Annotated in this window: 20 protein-coding genes; 7 read left to right on the top strand and 13 right to left on the bottom strand. The window is 40.4% G+C overall.

All coding sequences use genetic code 11. The annotated features are described in order from the left end of the window. The first annotated feature begins 375 nt into the window (after positions 1-375). On the top strand, positions 376-702 hold the full coding sequence (gene hypA / locus HC643_RS31015; protein ID WP_038082202.1) for a hydrogenase maturation nickel metallochaperone HypA: 327 nt from the start codon (positions 376-378) through the stop codon (positions 700-702). Positions 703-729: 27 nt separating this feature from the next. Continuing rightward, positions 730-1590: a hydrogenase nickel incorporation protein HypB gene (gene hypB, locus HC643_RS31010; RefSeq protein ID WP_038082201.1), complete on the top strand. Its 861-nt coding sequence runs from the start codon at positions 730-732 to the stop codon at positions 1588-1590. Positions 1591-1707: 117 nt separating this feature from the next. Here hypB and HC643_RS31005 read toward each other — a convergent pair whose 3' ends face one another. The 7 genes from HC643_RS31005 to HC643_RS30975 all read right to left on the bottom strand — a co-directional run bounded on the left by HC643_RS31005 (position 1708) and on the right by HC643_RS30975 (position 5772). Beyond that, complete coding sequence (locus tag HC643_RS31005) at positions 1708-2334, bottom strand: Uma2 family endonuclease (RefSeq protein WP_038082199.1); 627 nt, start codon at positions 2332-2334, stop codon at positions 1708-1710. 183 nt (positions 2335-2517) lie between these two features. Further along, positions 2518-2889: a hypothetical protein gene (locus tag HC643_RS31000; RefSeq protein ID WP_038082198.1), complete on the bottom strand. Its 372-nt coding sequence runs from the start codon at positions 2887-2889 to the stop codon at positions 2518-2520. Positions 2890-2945: 56 nt separating this feature from the next. After that, the gene (locus HC643_RS30995; protein WP_038082197.1) at positions 2946-3950 is read right to left on the bottom strand and encodes an LLM class flavin-dependent oxidoreductase; all 1005 of its coding nucleotides are present in this window, start codon (positions 3948-3950) and stop codon (positions 2946-2948) included. Positions 3951-3972: 22 nt separating this feature from the next. Beyond that, a complete protein-coding gene (locus tag HC643_RS30990; protein WP_038082196.1) occupies positions 3973-4308 on the bottom strand; it encodes a hypothetical protein in 336 nt (111 codons plus the stop codon). A gap of 405 nt (positions 4309-4713) precedes the next feature. Next, positions 4714-5025 carry a hypothetical protein gene (locus tag HC643_RS30985; protein ID WP_038082194.1) on the bottom strand — a complete coding sequence of 104 codons (312 nt, stop codon included), beginning with the start codon at positions 5023-5025 and terminating at the stop codon, positions 4714-4716. 9 nt (positions 5026-5034) lie between these two features. Further along, positions 5035-5337, bottom strand: a complete 303-nt coding sequence (locus HC643_RS30980) for a hypothetical protein (RefSeq protein ID WP_050046660.1) — start codon at positions 5335-5337, stop codon at positions 5035-5037. A gap of 6 nt (positions 5338-5343) precedes the next feature. Next, a complete protein-coding gene (locus HC643_RS30975; RefSeq protein WP_038082193.1) occupies positions 5344-5772 on the bottom strand; it encodes a hypothetical protein in 429 nt (142 codons plus the stop codon). Positions 5773-6301: 529 nt separating this feature from the next. On the opposite strand from HC643_RS30975, the gene cysK reads away from it, so the two are divergent. Continuing rightward, positions 6302-7237: a cysteine synthase A gene (cysK, locus tag HC643_RS30970; RefSeq protein WP_038082192.1), complete on the top strand. Its 936-nt coding sequence runs from the start codon at positions 6302-6304 to the stop codon at positions 7235-7237. 116 nt (positions 7238-7353) lie between these two features. Here cysK and HC643_RS42675 read toward each other — a convergent pair whose 3' ends face one another. Next, positions 7354-7557 (bottom strand): multicopper oxidase domain-containing protein, encoded by a 204-nt coding sequence (locus HC643_RS42675; protein WP_408019916.1) that lies wholly within the window; start codon positions 7555-7557, stop codon positions 7354-7356. Positions 7558-7600: 43 nt separating this feature from the next. After that, entirely contained in the window at positions 7601-7864 is a 264-nt protein-coding gene (locus tag HC643_RS30960) for a twin-arginine translocation signal domain-containing protein (RefSeq protein ID WP_050046661.1), read from the bottom strand. Between the two features lie 474 nt (positions 7865-8338). Between HC643_RS30960 and HC643_RS30955 the strand changes: the two genes are divergently transcribed. Beyond that, positions 8339-9391: an aliphatic sulfonate ABC transporter substrate-binding protein gene (locus HC643_RS30955; protein ID WP_038082189.1), complete on the top strand. Its 1053-nt coding sequence runs from the start codon at positions 8339-8341 to the stop codon at positions 9389-9391. Between the two features lie 134 nt (positions 9392-9525). On the opposite strand, the gene HC643_RS30950 is transcribed toward HC643_RS30955, so the two are convergent. Together HC643_RS30950 and HC643_RS30945 are read right to left on the bottom strand one after the other, a co-directional pair. Next, complete coding sequence (locus HC643_RS30950) at positions 9526-10305, bottom strand: hypothetical protein (RefSeq protein WP_038082187.1); 780 nt, start codon at positions 10303-10305, stop codon at positions 9526-9528. 155 nt (positions 10306-10460) lie between these two features. Further along, positions 10461-10835: a WD40 repeat domain-containing protein gene (locus tag HC643_RS30945; protein WP_050046662.1), complete on the bottom strand. Its 375-nt coding sequence runs from the start codon at positions 10833-10835 to the stop codon at positions 10461-10463. A 460-nt stretch (positions 10836-11295) separates the two neighbouring features. Here HC643_RS30945 and HC643_RS30940 point away from each other — a divergent pair, with 460 nt between their 5' ends. Next, complete coding sequence (locus HC643_RS30940; RefSeq protein ID WP_038082184.1) at positions 11296-11715, top strand: hypothetical protein; 420 nt, start codon at positions 11296-11298, stop codon at positions 11713-11715. Between the two features lie 75 nt (positions 11716-11790). Here the strand turns inward: HC643_RS30940 and HC643_RS30935 are convergent, their stop codons facing one another. Together HC643_RS30935 and HC643_RS30930 are read right to left on the bottom strand one after the other, a co-directional pair. Then, entirely contained in the window at positions 11791-11985 is a 195-nt protein-coding gene (locus HC643_RS30935; protein WP_038082181.1) for a hypothetical protein, read from the bottom strand. A gap of 101 nt (positions 11986-12086) precedes the next feature. Then, the gene (locus HC643_RS30930; RefSeq protein WP_038082307.1) at positions 12087-12626 is read right to left on the bottom strand and encodes a GAF domain-containing protein; all 540 of its coding nucleotides are present in this window, start codon (positions 12624-12626) and stop codon (positions 12087-12089) included. A gap of 905 nt (positions 12627-13531) precedes the next feature. Between HC643_RS30930 and HC643_RS30925 the strand changes: the two genes are divergently transcribed. Beyond that, positions 13532-14767, top strand: coding sequence for a sedoheptulose 7-phosphate cyclase (locus HC643_RS30925; protein ID WP_038082180.1), 1236 nt, complete (start codon positions 13532-13534; stop codon positions 14765-14767). Next, entirely contained in the window at positions 14767-15600 is an 834-nt protein-coding gene (locus HC643_RS30920; RefSeq protein WP_038082179.1) for an O-methyltransferase, read from the top strand. The genes HC643_RS30925 and HC643_RS30920 overlap by 1 nt, the downstream gene beginning before the upstream one ends. Positions 15601-15620: the final 20 nt, after the last annotated feature.

Below are 15620 nucleotides of genomic sequence, written 5' to 3'. Positions count from 1 at the left end.
TTAGCCTGGAAATAACTTCAAGGAGGCTCCGCCTCCTGTATTGGGAATTCTATAAACTTTAATATTTGTAGTTCATCAAACTTTCTCATTAGAAATAACTTGATAATCTTTGATAAAGAATTCTTTGTTAGTCCGCGCAGGCGGTGAGTCTAGTCCTGCAGGCGGGTTTCCCGCCGTAGGGAACTAGCGTATAGCCCTTGCGGGCATAGCTTCGCATCGCGAAGCGTCTCCGTAAGGAGATACCCAGAGGGACTTCGTTTGTGTAGTGGTGAATTCCATTCGCCCAAAACTTTTTTACCAACCTAAACGAATAGAATTCGTGGCTATACAATCGAAACCCGCAAGACAGGGGTTAAATTTATTGTTAATAATTATATGCATGAGTTAGGAATTACTCAAAACATTGTCGCCATTGTATCCGAACACGCTCAAGGGAAAAAAGTGCAGCGAGTTTTACTAGAAATTGGCAAACTTTCTGCCATTATGCCCGATGCTGTGAGGTTTTGTTTTGATGTTTGTACTCAAGGAACTATTTTAGAAGGTGCAAAGTTAGAAATTGTAGAACCTGCGGGATTGGCACGTTGTTGCCAATGCGGCTCAGAAATTCCTCTAGCAAAGCCTTTTGGAAATTGTCAGTGTGGCAGCACACATTTAGATGTAATAGCAGGTACAGAATTAAAAATCAAAGAGATAGAAATTTAATTTTGAACTTTTTATTTTAAATTATTTATGTGTGTCACTTGCGGTTGTTCTGATGATGCTGAAGTCACAATGATTAATCCTGAAACGGAAGAAGTACAGCCAATAACTGGTAATGGGAATACTCATCCGCATTTTCACACTCACACTTTACCGGATGGAACAGTTATCTCCCATTCTCACGATCGCGATAGTTTAAAAGAAGCTTCTCACATTCATGCCAACACTCACGGCACCACTATATCATTAGAGCAAAATATCTTAGCAAAAAATAACCTGATAGCAGCACAAAATCGAGGTTGGTTTAAAGGTCGAAATATTCTGGCTTTAAATCTTATGAGTTCTCCAGGTTCGGGAAAAACAACTTTATTAACCAGAACTATCAATGATTTGAAGCACCAGTTAACCGTTAGCGTTATTGAAGGCGATCAAGAAACTGCTAACGACGCCAAGAAAATTCAAGCAACGGGTTGTAAAGTTGTACAAATTAATACGGGAACGGGCTGTCACCTAGAAGCAGCAATGGTAGAAAGGGGACTGCAACAACTCAATCCTCCGTTAAATTCGGTTGTAATGATTGAGAATGTAGGTAATTTAGTTTGTCCCGCCTTATTTGATTTGGGTGAAAATGCTAAAGCTGTGATTCTCTCAGTCACAGAAGGAGAAGATAAACCAATAAAATATCCTCACATCTTTCGTGCAAGTGAGGTTATGATTCTGACTAAAATTGATTTACTGCCTTACGTACAGTTTGACGTTCATCGGTGTATAGAGTACGCCCAACAAGTCAATCCTCACATTCGTATTTTTCAAGTTTCCGCATTGACTGGTACGGGATTGGATAATTGGTATAGCTGGTTATTAAGTAAACTTGCAAATAAGCAGCCTTAAATCATTTGTGAAAAGTTAGATTCCTGACTTCCTTAAGGATTCTATTGGTGGAATAACTGAGTTTAAATCTCTCATTTTCAAAAGCCTGGAAACAATAAGTCAGGAATCTGACCAAACTTACGGTATACTACTACCTGCATCAAAAACTTGTCTTGCAGTTAAAGTCAGCCCAGGAAATGTTGGAGACACGATGCGGTCGTCACCTCTAAACTGGTTAAGTTGATAAATACCCTCAACCAATGAGTAAACTGAAATAGTTTTTTGCTTGGGATTGCCAATAAATCGCCTACCACCAAGAGCAAGGTAATCCACAATCCAGTATTCGCAAATGCCAAACAATTCATATTCCTCTAATTTCAAAGCGTAATCATCTTCCCAGTTAGTTGAAACCACTTCAACTACTAGTCGAACCGAATCGCCTCGTGTAATGATAGACTCTTTTTTCCAACGAGATTCATGATTGGAAACTTGTTGTTTATCTAAAACAATAATATCGGGTTCATAACCACTATTATCTCTTGGTTTAATAACACATTCTTTGGGAATGAAGTAAGGTAGTGAAGAGCGGCGAATTTCTATAAATAACTCGCCGTTGAGCAACCCTGCAACTTCCGAATGCGGTCCTGTCGGTTTAGGCATTTCAACAATTACACCATCATGTAATTCGTATTTGTGGTCTGAATTTTCTGGATACCATTCGATAAATTCATCAAATGTTACTGTTTTTGATAAAGCTTGGGTCATATTCTACCCTCAATCAACCCGAAGTTATAGTTTTAATGGTATCTACGACAAACACCTAATCATAGCATTCCATCGACTATGAGCGGCTGAGTTTTTGTAATGTTGTCTATATATCTCACGTCAGTACAACAAAACCAGTAACCTATTATTACTGGTTACTGGTTACTGGTAGTTGGTTACTGATTAAAGCCAATCTCTATAAGCTGATATCTCATTCACACTCACTTCAATCGGTGCGCCTTTGCCAAAGGGAGGATGGACAGTAATTTTTGCATTGCTAGCAAACCTCTCTAGCCGATTTCCTATCTGTGGAATATTGCTGACTATATGCCAATAGGTAACTATATCAGGACAATCGATAACTAAGGTCAAAATACCATCGTTTGTGGTAATATACCACTGACAACTATAGAGTAATGCTCGCGTGATGCGATCGCATGCTTCAAAGAAGCATCTACCCGTGGAGCGTTCTAATTGCCAACGCAGGATTCTATCTATTTGCGTTGCTTCAGTGGGTGGCATATCTTCCGGGGGGAGGAAGGGTCTCTTCATCATAACTTACCCCTTCTAGCTAATAGCTAAGGTTTATTTAAGTGCCTTAAGTTTAAGCTCTAGACGTAGTTCCGCACTTCTTGGTTGTAGCGCGTTAAACTCTCTAGATTTTTTTGCAAATTAAAAGATGAAGGTTTCAGTGCTAAAGTCCCTAAATTCAGTTCATCCTGAAATCTTTTGATTTTATCGCGACAAGTCTTAACGTCTCCAATAATAGAGTTTTCAATTAAGTAGTCCTCATCAAAGCAGATGTTTGTGCGATCGAAAGGCTTCAGGTTTTGATTTGGGCTGTTCTGTATCACTCGAGCAGTGTTGGCTTTCATTTTCATACTGAATTTGCGAATGAAAGGTAAAGCCTCACTGACGGCTTCATCATAAGTCTTAGCGACATAGAAAAAGCGTGCTAGCATCAAGTTCTCAGTACCACCGAAATTTAAGGTACGATATTGGCTAACTGTTTTCTTCAATCTTTCAAGGGAAAACGGGGGTCCTCCCATCAAAGCAAAGGAATGTTGTGCTGCGAAAGCAATAGCATCTTCATCACCGCTTGCGATATAAACTGGAACTTCTTTTTGCAATGGTTTTGGGTAAACTGTAATGCGATCGCACTGATAGTACCGTCCCTTGAACGATACATCCGTTTCATACAAAAGCTGATGAATCAAAGCCATCGCCTCAAGCATTTTGGGGCGAGATTCACTCATAGGTATGGCGAAATGCTTGTTTTGATCTGGAAATGGTCCCCCTTTGGCGACTCCAAATAAGAGCCTTCCATTACACAGATTGTCCAATGTAGCAATGTCTTCCGCCACTCGGATTGGGTTATGAAACGGTAATAAAACCGCAGCCGTACCCAGCTTGATTGTTGAAGTCACACCTGCTAAGTGTGCTATCAACACCATAATTGACGAGCTGAGATTGAATTCACTGAAATGATGCTCTGAAATCCAGGCTTCTTGAAAACCCAAACTTTCAGCGTATTGTATCAGCGTAACTTGCTCTTTAATAGCAAGATGGGAGTTTTGGTGATGGTTTTCGTAGTTACAAAAAAGTCCAGTTTTCATTGCAAGCGTCCTAACTGTCTTCCTAGGTAGAAACCCAGTGCAAATCCAACCACAAGCGAGGATGTGCGTCTTTCAGCTTGGACATTGGATCGCGTAGCAGCCGCGTTGCGTTTAGGAAAACTACCTGAACAAGCCCCATGTTTTCTGCAATTTCTCGGAGTATTTCCTTATGAGATTGCACGTGGTGCATTATGTTGTCAGAGCAATAAATTCCCAAATATAGCAAGCGCTTGGGAGGTCGTCCCCAGTAAGTAGAGATAACTTTCACATAGCAACCGTCTAATAATTCCCCTACTTTTGGGTAATAGTGATTGACGACCCGGAGAAATTCTTGGGTTAGAATGTCTTCACTAATCATTACAGAAGGTGATATTTGTAGGGATTATCACTTTACTTAATATAACATAAGTTTGTTATATTTCCATGAAAAAGTATTGAAATCATTACAAATTTAAGAATTTATTTTTTATTTTTAATAAGAGTGAAAAATACCAAGTTTAACTATAGTTTAAAAATTAACAAAATACATAATCTTTCAATAGATTATTGAAAGAATTTTAAAGAAAATCAGCGATTGAAATCGCGGCTTTACAGACTAAGCTCACCTACGCAGACTCGCTCTCAAGTCCACGTAGGGAGGCTTTGTTTGTGTAGTTTTAGAATTCTATTCTGAGGACAATTTGCTAAAAGAGGGCGCTCCCTTAGCAATCGTAATTCATACTTGAATTCTTTTTATTACGAATTACGAATTATTTTGTCGCCGTCACCGAATATTGCGTTCCGACACCAACACCTCAGCGACGAGATAGGGCAAATCTTTCAGGTCATCATACCCTTCCAAACCACGAATAGGAGAGATAAAGGTATAGTTTGGATCGCATACTCCAGTATCGTAGACTTGAATGTACCAGCGATCGGGTAGCCCTGCTACAGATAGTTCCACAACATACCAAGACTGACCGATAAGACGAGAATTAACAATGACAAACCACTGTCTGTCCTCATCAGAGATATTCCACTCAGCCATGAGAAATTCTAACGCGATGAGCCCTGCGTCAATTTCAGTCAAGAGCATTGTTCTTTGTTACTCCTTTCCTACTTCTTTGGTATTTGGAATTTCAGGATAGAGTCCGAGTTGTTTGGAAAGTTCTTTTGTAACATGGATGAGAAATTTTGCACCATCTTGATTGCCTTGATGTGCAAATCCAGTGGCTACCTGTAACATTGTTTGTATTAAACCAGGATCGATTAATTCTAAATGAGCTTCTAAAATTTCTGGTTCTTGACCGTTAGGACAACGGAGCAATTTCTCAATAAGTTCGCAATACAATTTATGACGTTCTTCTAAAGACTGCTCGGAAATTGGTTCTGAAATTGGTTCTGACATAACTTTTTATTGCTCAATATTTTGTTGCCAAATCCTTTCCAGCATTTCTACTTTTTGCTGAAAGGTAACTGTTCGATAAATAAGATACTTATCGTATAAGATAACGAACACTCCTATAAAGATAGGAAAAAATAGAAAAAGAAATTGTAATATTGTAACAATTTGATGTTTTTCTAAAGAAATTAAGGATTGGTTAGTAAATTTAGTATCAAATAATTGTGTTTGAGATTTATCGGGATAAGAGTTTTTACTTTTTTGCATGGGTGCTAATTGAACTGAGTTTTCACGACTCTTATCGATTTCACAGCTTAATGCTCGTATTTGCACGAGTTCTGTATGTCGTTCCCAAATTATGCTAAACACCACTAGCGCTGGAGAAAGTACGACAAAGGTAACAAAACAAACCGTGAAGAATTGAACAAATTTAGATTTCATATATCAGTTAACAGTTAGTAGTTAATGGTTAACTGTTTGAAGAAGCCCCCCCTATCTCCTTAGCTTTCGCTTTAGAATATAGGGGGGTAGAGGGGAATCTCTGCGTAAATCCTATAGCTTTTATATCAGGAGGGCTGTTTCAGAGTACTTTTACTCAACTGGATTCAAGTTAATTAAATTAATTAGAGTTGTACTCAATCTGTGGAAGGTTTACTCAATAAGAGTTGTAAGATTATTTGGGGTTATGGGTTCTAGTCTTTTAGTTGTTGGGTACTAGTTTTTCTAAAAAGAGGTTCTAGCATTTGTGTACTCAAGTTTTTTTGCTATACACTCATTCGCTACAGCTAAAACCTTAATAAATAGCCATCATAAAACCCGTACAGATAATACAATTAGGGCTTGACACTTTTGGATGAGCAAATTGTGGATTAGAAATTTGGAATAGTTATTAGTAGTTCTTCCTCATCCCCCTCATCCCCCTCATCCCCGTTATCTCCCTTGTCCCCAATTTATTTTTAGGAGCAGATGAATGCGAATTGCTCGTGATATTACAGAAGTCATTGGACGAACTCCTTTAGTTCAGTTAAATAAAATACCTCAGTCTGAAGGATGTGTGGCTCAAATTGTGGTGAAACTAGAGGGGATGAATCCCGCCGCCTCCGTAAAAGATCGTATTGCTGCAAGTATGGTAAAAGCAGCAGAGGAAGGGGGGGTGATTGAGCCCGGAAAAAATATTTTAGTGGAGCCTACATCTGGTAATACGGGGATTGGGCTGGCGATGGTAGCAGCCGCACGCGGTTATCGTTTGATTCTGACAATGCCTGAAACTATGAGCCAGGAGCGACGTGCTATGTTACAAGCTTATGGTGCTTCTTTGGAATTGACTCCGGGAACTGAGGGCATGCGAGGAGCAATTCGCAAAGCAGAAGAAATTGTTGCTACCACTCCAGGCGCTGTTATGTTGCAACAGTTTTGCAATCCTGCTAATCCCAAAATTCACAAACAAACCACAGCTGAGGAAATTTGGGCAGATACAGATGGGGAAGTGGATTTTATTATTGCAGGTGTTGGTACGGGCGGAACAATTACTGGAATTACTGAAGTTATTAAAGAACGCAAGCCCAGTTTTAAAGCGATCGCAGTAGAACCAGCGAACAGCCCAGTTTTATCTGGAGGTGAACCAGGAGCGCATAAAATTCAAGGTATTGGTGCAGGATTTATCCCAGAGGTTCTCCGCAGAGATTTGATCGATGAAGTGATTAAAGTGAGTGACGAGCAAGCAATGGCTTTCGGGCGAAGACTAGCAACAGAGGAGGGTTTGTTGTCTGGTATTTCTTCTGGTGCTGCTTTGTGTGCGGCAATACAGGTTGCTCAACGTCCGGAAAATGCAGGGCGTTTGATCGTGATGATACAGCCTTCTTTTGGCGAACGTTATCTCAGTACGCCCATGTTTCTAAGTAAATAGGTTAGTGAAAATTAATACATTTTTTGCTGGTATACTATTTTGCCAGATGGAAGTACTGAGGTAGGTCCCAGATAAGGTTCGTGAGCTACTCACATTGACCTTCAATAGATGAAAGGTTATGCCTCAACCTCAAGTATTCCCATCATTCCTCTGTCTTCGTGTTCAGAAATATGGCAATGAAACACGGTTTTGCCAGTAAAATCGCGGAACGGTACAGCGATTCGCACTTTGGAGTGACCGGGTACGTTAATATTATCGCGCCATGCCCGGAATGGTTCAGGTAGCCAAGTGCCAGATTCTGCATCTTGCCTTGCAAGTATTTGAAAGGGATAGGTGTGTAAGTGGAATGGGTGGATTATACTATTAAGGTTGTACTCTGATTCCTGCTAAAACAACAGACGCGTGGCTAGCGACAATCTCAGCTTCTACAAAATCAGGTTCGAGGCGTTGCACGCGTAACAATTCTGGTTCGGGCAAATGTTGTCCGGATTTCTTTGCCCGTACTCCAGACTGATTGAATAAAGCATGGTAACCTGTAACAAAGGCTGCTCCACCTGCGGTCAGTCCTGCAAGACCTAAAAAGTAACGACGGGTCAAGATAGATCGTTGATTTTGAGAGTATGTCATAAACAACCAATCACAATTTCTAGTGCAGGAACACGTTGAGTGTAGCCTTCACTTCTTGTCAAAAGCTTGATTAATTTTGCTCAACCTGTGCAGATTTTGCTGAAACGTTTAACTTGATAGCCTAAAGATTAAGATTTGTATACTAAATTCTCGCATCTATGTTAAGAGGTAGGCATCCTTACCCGCCTCTTAAATTCATAGAGAATTGAACTGTATAGATAAAGATGGAATTGGGGTTGAGGTCTTTTCCTTTTCGTAGCATTCATGTCTGGTGAACTACTTGCATTTTACATCAAACTATGGAAAGATTTTTTGGTATCACTAAAAATACGGTAAATCAATCGATTTTAAGATATTTTGACTTCTAATCTATTGATAACCTTGGTGAAAAAAACCAAAATTTATGGCTGTTACTCTGCCGGACCGAAGGCAGGGAAAATTTTTTTGAGCATCTAAGAGGCTGTTTGAAAAGTTATGAAAATACCATTTCTTCCACAACGTCGCACGGCATTAAAGCGGATTGTGCAATATACGATGGTAGGATTTTTTGCACTATCTACATCTTTGGCAGGTAATCAAATCCAAAGTACTCAAGCACAAACAAAACCAGGAGGATTTAAGTCAAAAGTCATTAATTTGGCTTACCAAACCTCTGGGGATATAGTTAAAGCTAAAAAAGCTGTCGAGCCACGGTTTAAGGCATTAGGTGTAACGGTGAATTGGGTAGGTCCATTTCCTGCAGGACCGCAGTTAATAGAAGCAATGAATGCAGGTAAAGTAGATATCGGTAGTGTAGGAGAGACACCACCAATATTTTCCCAAGCAGCGGGTATCACAGAAGTTATTTATATTGCCGGACGCACACCTAGTAAAGGTTTGGGTCAGGGTATTGTGGTAAGAGCGAATTCTCCGATTAAAAAATTGTCAGATTTAAAAGGCAAAAAAGTTGCCTTTCAGAGGGGATCGAATGCCCATTATTTACTAGCAAAAGCATTGAAAGAGGCAAATTTAAAAATTAGTGATGTTCAAGTCGTTGGTTTAACTCCCTCGGAAGCCCGCGATGCTTTTATTCAAGACAAGGTTGAGGTGTGGGTCGCTGGCGATCCCTTTTTAGCTCTTGTGGAAAAAAGTATTCCTATTCGGAATTTGAGAAATGCAAGTGGTATTAATACCTTGAATGGATTTTATATTGCCAGACGTCAATTTGTCTCGGAAAATCCCGAATTGGTGCGAGCGTTTTTAGAAGAAGCAAACAAAATAGGAGAATGGGCTGATAACAACCCAGCGGAAGCGGCTAAAGCGCTTGCTTCTGAAGTAAAAATTGAGCCATCAGTTTTAGAAACAGTGACACGTAGAGCCGTTCGTCGGTTAAGAGCACTCACACCTTCTATCATTGCTGAACAACAGCAAGTTGCTGACTTTTATTTTCAAGAAAAAGTTATTCCTCGCAAGATAAATGTTAAGGATGCTGTACCTTCTCCCGATCTATTACGAGCTATCACACCGCCAAAACTTTATAGGAAATAAATTGGCTCTGACACACAATTAATGAAATGCAAAAAAAGCTCTCTCCTAATATAGGAGAGAGCTTTAGCGCTAGACTACCTTAAGATATAGGGAACACGGGCTTAAGGTATCGTTTGCTCCTCAGTCTAGCCAAATTAAACCAAGTATCTGGTGTTGGGTACTATGGGGAAAAAGGCGTATTCGTACCATGCTGTCCAGATAAAACTGCGAATCCAACGTTGGCGCTTTTCAGGATTCAATTCGTACTCAAATGCGCCCCGTGCTTGGTCAATAGAAGATAAGTGAGACTCGCAGCCGCAACCATGTTGATAGGTAAAACCGTATTTGGAAGCGATGCTTTGTATTTTCATTTGCACTGCAAAGACTTTTCCTGCATGCAACACGGCATCCCATCCACGTTTGTGTTCGCGATCGCGGGGATCGAATCTCAGAGCACGTTCTTCAAATACAGTATCTCTGTAAATAGGCGCAAGGTGAACTTGGTAAAAGCTTGCAGGAAGTTCGTAACCAAATTCTTGAAACAGTTCTTGTGCGATTCGAGCGACCTTCAGTTCGTTCGCCCACTCCGTTCCTTTTGACTCAAATTCACGAACGACTTCTGAAAAATCGGGGTATCGCTCAATCTTAAAGTCTTGTCCGTAAAATTCTAGTGTTTCTTTTGCTAACTGTCCAAATATCTCAGTAAATGCTGGCTTGAGACGAGCCAGTTCTGGGCGTTCGTCAAACAGGTCAACATCACCCTGTTCTAACTTGTACTGGAACAACTGCGCCATCTCAACATAGCTCTGGCGGCTTGTCAGTCCAAAGCTAGGCTCTCCCGTAGCAATGTCTTGCCACACCTTTGGTAATTGTGAGATGGGAACCGCATTCTCTCCAGCGATCGCTAAAACTTGAGGTGCATTGAGAAGAATCATTCTTGTTCTCCAGAGTTATATCCGTAGCAAGATTAAAATAGAGTTTACACTGATTGCCTCTGTTACAGAGTGCAGGGTCAAACCCATCACCACCCTATTGCGTGCCTTTTTCTCATTTCTTGCGATCGGATATAACTAGACAAGTCTTTTTTTATCTATAATTTGTCCATACTACATTTAATAGTAAAAGTCACAAAAACTTTTACTGTAACGCAGGTAAACGCATGACCAGAAAAAGTGTGCAAGCATTCCCCGCTCTCTAAATCCCATAGCTTCAAAGTATTGTCCCATGATGCAGAGAGTGCTTGGTGACCATTGGGATGAATGACAGTGGAAACGACCCAGTCTCTATGACCCTCAAAAGTACGCAAACATTGACCGCTATTAAGATCCCACAGTTTTAAAGTATTGTCCCGTGAAACTGTAAGTGCCTGATGAACATTGGGACGAATCAATATGGAGGAGATAAAACTATCATGAGCCGCTAAGCTGAACAAACAATCGCCACCTGATAAATTCCACATATCCATCTGAACGAATATTATATTTCTTTCTATTATTGTCAATAATATTTCCACTGGGAAGCTCTAATTTCCTTCTATTTGTCGTTAAGGTACTAGCAATAGTAACTACTTTCTCACCCAATACTGCTTATGTAGAGGGAAAAAACTATCAAAATGTGTTTGCGTCTTTATTTTAATAACAAGGGAGAATTGAGCTTACTTTTTCTCTTTGAGGCTCTCGTACTGTGGGTTTATTCGCGAATCCACAACCGGAGTTACTTTGTTGGTATAGCAGCAAATTCTATTCGCTTCAATTATTCTCTCGCGCTGACATAAGAGGGTTAATTATTCTTCAAATAGAAATAAAAATACAGCCTTTTCAGACTGCTTTGCTCATACAAAGTACCTGAGAGGGTACTACAAATTTTTTATAAAGTTCCCCATACTGGAAGAACAAGATAAGCTGTGAAAAATTATAGCTGGAAAAATGATAATAACTACACAAGAAACAACTCCATCAACTTTAGAACCAAATCTCTTTGAGTTACAAGGTTACGATTTACAGGTTACTTATTCAACTAGCAGTTTTACCGGAGAGCCTCTCTTCACTTTCACGACTCATAACCAAAACCTTAATTTCAGCGGTTCGGAAATCCAAGTAGAAGATACTAAACTGGGTCGGATTGTCACAGTGATGCTGAAAAATAATTTGGTAGATGAAGGTTTTGAAAGCTTAACCTTGTTGCTACCAATGGTTTTTCTTGCGGAAGGCTCAAGAACAAGCACAATTCAAACTGAAGTCATTTTTAGCAAGAAACCTGGTTTTGTAGTTCCTACTCCAACGGGACAATTACAGACCTATCAAACGCTCAGCGTCTTTGGTACTGCACAGCGTGTTGAATTTTGACTCGTCAGTCGTTGGTAGTGAGTGGTTAGTCGTTAAAAATACAACTAACCACTAACAACTAACTACTAACTATCTTTACACTTGAGTCACATCTTCCTGAGTTATCTGCTGCTCTACGTTACTAATAGCAGCATTCAGACCAGCAAGTTTAGTTTCTAAATCATCTCGCATAGTCTTTAGAAATTTCAGTTTGCGTTCAAGGCGGGCTTTGCGAGAAACTGTTTCCCCACCATAGCAAGAGTTGTTATACCAAAAAGAAAATGGAAACATAGTTCGCCTTTTTAAATAAGAGCATATTTAAATTGTGGCGAAACTCTAGGTGAGATAACGGCAATAAGAGTGGGGGAAAACCGTCCAAGCAAATGCGGGTTTCAATATTGGTTAAAAGTCGCTTGAACGTAAGCAGCTGCTAAAGGTGGTAACTCCCGTTCGAGTTGGGTGATAACAGTACGATCGAAGGTTGACCATTCTCTTTTGTTCCCAAATATGCAGGGCTGCAAGATTCCCCAGAGTTGATTGTTCCAGACTAAGTGAGAGTGTATCAGCGCCCGATGTCCGAGATGTTTTCGCTCAAACTCACGATTGACGACTTCTGGATTGGCTGTTTCTACATCTTCTACGTAAACCGAGGTGTCTTTTCGTAAAGCAGCGGCAAAGAGAGGATCTTCTTTTGGTAAAGACTCTGGTTCTGGTTCCCACTCAGGCTGTATGAGATTTGGAATTTCAGGGCTTCGCCGCCAGCAGTGAGCAATTTTTCCTAGTTTGAGTTCTGGATTTCTCAGATAGAGAAAACAGCGATCGCATTTTAACTCTTCTCCAAGTGCTGCTAGCAAACTACTAAAGACAGCGTTTGGTTCATTCTGTTTTTCTAGAATATCTTGAATAGTTTTTGGTAAAGTTGAGTTCAACATAAATAACTTTAAAAAAGTACACTCAACTTTATATCTACAATGAACCGTTTTCTCATCAATCTGTAGTATGTTCCCCATAGGGGATTGAGAATTGGCGATAAGTCTATCCTGAGAGAGATGGAAAAAACGGTAAAGCACGCTGCGCTATCAGGGCTGGACTCACCAGTTGCTAGGGCGTGGGAAACCCGGAGGGGGTTTCCCCCGTTGTTCGCGTAGCGTCTCCCCTCCTGAGATAGCGCCTGCCGTCGGTGAATTCTATTCTGAGCGCAAATAGCACTCTTTGGGATGCTCCTCCTATGAGTCAGTTGAGGGTGCGGAATCTGGATAGGGTAACCCTATCCCCAGTTCGTCTAATGACTGTATTAGACCAATAAGCAAAAATATTTATATCTGCTAAACAATCAAGTTTATTTTAATTATGAGAATTAGAAAAAAGGTAATAAATACAACTTCTAAAATCCGTATGATTTATTTTTCGATTTTTCCAAAAATTTGATTTATTTTTCGATTTTTCCAAAAATTTAGATTAAGTATTAAATATTTATGATAAAACAGGATATCGGGTTTGGGTAAATCGTATTAAATTAGTTAAAAAAAAAGGATTGACAACTCTCTACCCTATTCTTGTATTGGAATCTATGCGTATAGCAGCAAGTAACCTGATGCAAGTGATTTGGCTAATAAGAAGGCTTGGCAGATTCAGGACAAACTTCAAAAAAGTAAGATTGAAACCCTATTTGGGTAAGAAGTTAGAGTTCGTATAGGTTTTTCTGTTGTATTGGATATATCTTTTGGGTGATTTATTCAAAGGTATATCTGGGGTTAGATAGTATGCAGATTTGAATTATTTTGCGAATAGTCTCCTAATTAAATTAGGAGATATTGTCAACTTAGGATCGAAAAGAATGAGTAACGTACACACAAAGTTTGAAGCTACTGAAAGCGCTTTTCATGTAGAAGCTTACGAAAAGATTGAGTATAGCCTAGTTTACGTTGATGGGGTTTTCTCAATCAAAAATACTGAGTTGGCAGAAGTCTATAAGGAATTTGGACGTTGTTTAGCTGTTGTAGATACTAACGTAAACAGGCTATATAGCAGCCAAATACAGGAATATTTCGAGTATTACGGCATTGACCTCACGCTTTTCCCTATTACGATCGCTGAGTCAAACAAGACTATTGAATCATTTGAGACAATTGTAGATGCTTTTGCTGATTTTGGTTTGGTTCGTAAGGAACCCGTACTGGTAATTGGTGGTGGATTGATTACAGATGTAGCGGGTTTTGCTTGTTCGGCTTATCGTCGAAGTTCTAACTACATTCGCATTCCTACAACACTCATCGGATTGATTGATGCAAGTGTGGCTATTAAGGTAGCGGTTAATCACAAAAAGCTGAAAAACCGCTTGGGGGCTTATCACGCCTCTAAAAAAGTTTTCCTGGATTTTTCCTTTCTGCAAACTCTTCCCACAGCACAAGTCCGTAATGGTATGGCGGAACTTGTGAAAATTGCTGTGGTTGCTAACAAAGAGGTCTTCGATTTGTTAGATGAGTATGGTGAGGAATTACTTCGCACTCATTTTGGTTACGTTCATGCTGAACCAGAAATTAGGGATATAGCTCATAAAGCGACTTATGAAGCTATCAAAACTATGTTGGAGTTGGAAATTCCCAACCTCCATGAGTTAGACCTCGATCGCGTTATTGCTTACGGTCACACTTGGAGTCCCACTTTGGAATTGGCTCCTCGCATTCCCATATTCCACGGTCATGCAGTCAACATTGACATGGCTTTATCAGCAACATTAGCCGCACAACGAGGTTATATTACCAGCGAAGAACGCGATCGCATTCTAGGTTTGATGAGCCGTCTCGGTCTCGCTCTAGATCATCCCCTAATGGATGAAGAACTCATGTGGCGTGCAACTCAATCGATTATCCTGACACGAGACGGTCTGTTAAGAGCAGCAATGCCAAAACCCATTGGCAATTGCTTCTTTATGAACGATTTAACTCGTGAGGAACTAGCAGCTGCTATATCGGAACACAAACAGCTGTGCCAAAACTATCCTCGTGGTGGTGAGGGTGTAGAAATGTATCCAGCTACCTATAAGCCAAAACTCGTTGGGAGCGAAGTTTAATGTCTCAATCTCAAGTTGCTGAAAAACCAATTGCTCGACCTGTTACACCATTGGGAATTTTAGCAAAACAGCTAGAAACTGTTTTGCTAACCCTAGATGGAAAAACATCCAGTCAGTTAGCAGCAGAGATCGATGTAGCATACCGCTTGTCAGCTGGTTTAGACCCTTACCTAGAAGAATGCACCACAAGTGAATCTCCGGCTTTAGCCGCGTTAGCAGAGAAAACTGCTTGTGAAGCTTGGGGTCAGCGCTTTGACGAAGGGACTACGGTACGGGAACTCGAACAGGAAATGCTCTCGGGTCATGTGGAAGGACAAATTCTCAAAATGTTTGTGTACATGACCAAAGCCAAGAAGATACTGGAAATAGGTATGTTCACTGGCTATTCTGCGTTGGCAATGGCAGAAGCTCTACCCTCTGATGGAGAACTCGTTGCTTGTGAAATTGACCAATACACGGCAGAATTTGCCCGCTCTGCTTTTCAAGCATCCCCCCATGGGGAGAAAATTCGTGTAGAAGTGGGTGGCGCATTAGAAATTTTGCAGAAACTGGCAGCTGATGGTCAGAAATTTGACTTTGTGTTTGTAGACGCTGATAAGAAGGAGTATGTAAAGTACTTTCATACCCTGTTGGAAAAAGATTTGCTAGTTCCTGGGGGATTTATCTGCGTGGATAATACCCTATTACAAGGTCAAGTGTATCTCTCTCCCGAAAACCGTACTCCAAATGGTGAAGCGATCGCCAACTTTAATCGTACCGTTGCTGACGATCCGCGTGTTGAACAAGTTCTATTGCCATTAAGAGATGGGTTAACTATCATCAGACGGATCTAGTTAGTGGTTAGTGGTTAGTG

Source organism: Tolypothrix bouteillei VB521301, assembly GCF_000760695.4.
GTDB lineage: Bacteria > Cyanobacteriota > Cyanobacteriia > Cyanobacteriales > Nostocaceae > Scytonema > Scytonema bouteillei_A.
This window is presented reverse-complemented; position numbering and strand designations above follow the sequence as displayed.

Coding starts and splice junctions, on each gene's coding strand:
- hypA (WP_038082202.1), top strand. CDS start 376: ATGCATGAGTTAGGAATTACTCAAAACATTGTCGCCATTGTATCCGAA.
- hypB (WP_038082201.1), top strand. CDS start 730: ATGTGTGTCACTTGCGGTTGTTCTGATGATGCTGAAGTCACAATGATT.
- HC643_RS31005 (WP_038082199.1), bottom strand. CDS start 2,334: ATGACCCAAGCTTTATCAAAAACAGTAACATTTGATGAATTTATCGAA.
- HC643_RS31000 (WP_038082198.1), bottom strand. CDS start 2,889: ATGATGAAGAGACCCTTCCTCCCCCCGGAAGATATGCCACCCACTGAA.
- HC643_RS30995 (WP_038082197.1), bottom strand. CDS start 3,950: ATGAAAACTGGACTTTTTTGTAACTACGAAAACCATCACCAAAACTCC.
- HC643_RS30990 (WP_038082196.1), bottom strand. CDS start 4,308: ATGATTAGTGAAGACATTCTAACCCAAGAATTTCTCCGGGTCGTCAAT.
- HC643_RS30985 (WP_038082194.1), bottom strand. CDS start 5,025: ATGCTCTTGACTGAAATTGACGCAGGGCTCATCGCGTTAGAATTTCTC.
- HC643_RS30980 (WP_050046660.1), bottom strand. CDS start 5,337: ATGTCAGAACCAATTTCAGAACCAATTTCCGAGCAGTCTTTAGAAGAA.
- HC643_RS30975 (WP_038082193.1), bottom strand. CDS start 5,772: ATGAAATCTAAATTTGTTCAATTCTTCACGGTTTGTTTTGTTACCTTT.
- cysK (WP_038082192.1), top strand. CDS start 6,302: ATGCGAATTGCTCGTGATATTACAGAAGTCATTGGACGAACTCCTTTA.
- HC643_RS30960 (WP_050046661.1), bottom strand. CDS start 7,864: ATGACATACTCTCAAAATCAACGATCTATCTTGACCCGTCGTTACTTT.
- HC643_RS30955 (WP_038082189.1), top strand. CDS start 8,339: ATGAAAATACCATTTCTTCCACAACGTCGCACGGCATTAAAGCGGATT.
- HC643_RS30950 (WP_038082187.1), bottom strand. CDS start 10,305: ATGATTCTTCTCAATGCACCTCAAGTTTTAGCGATCGCTGGAGAGAAT.
- HC643_RS30945 (WP_050046662.1), bottom strand. CDS start 10,835: ATGGATATGTGGAATTTATCAGGTGGCGATTGTTTGTTCAGCTTAGCG.
- HC643_RS30940 (WP_038082184.1), top strand. CDS start 11,296: ATGATAATAACTACACAAGAAACAACTCCATCAACTTTAGAACCAAAT.
- HC643_RS30935 (WP_038082181.1), bottom strand. CDS start 11,985: ATGTTTCCATTTTCTTTTTGGTATAACAACTCTTGCTATGGTGGGGAA.
- HC643_RS30930 (WP_038082307.1), bottom strand. CDS start 12,626: ATGTTGAACTCAACTTTACCAAAAACTATTCAAGATATTCTAGAAAAA.
- HC643_RS30925 (WP_038082180.1), top strand. CDS start 13,532: ATGAGTAACGTACACACAAAGTTTGAAGCTACTGAAAGCGCTTTTCAT.
- HC643_RS30920 (WP_038082179.1), top strand. CDS start 14,767: ATGTCTCAATCTCAAGTTGCTGAAAAACCAATTGCTCGACCTGTTACA.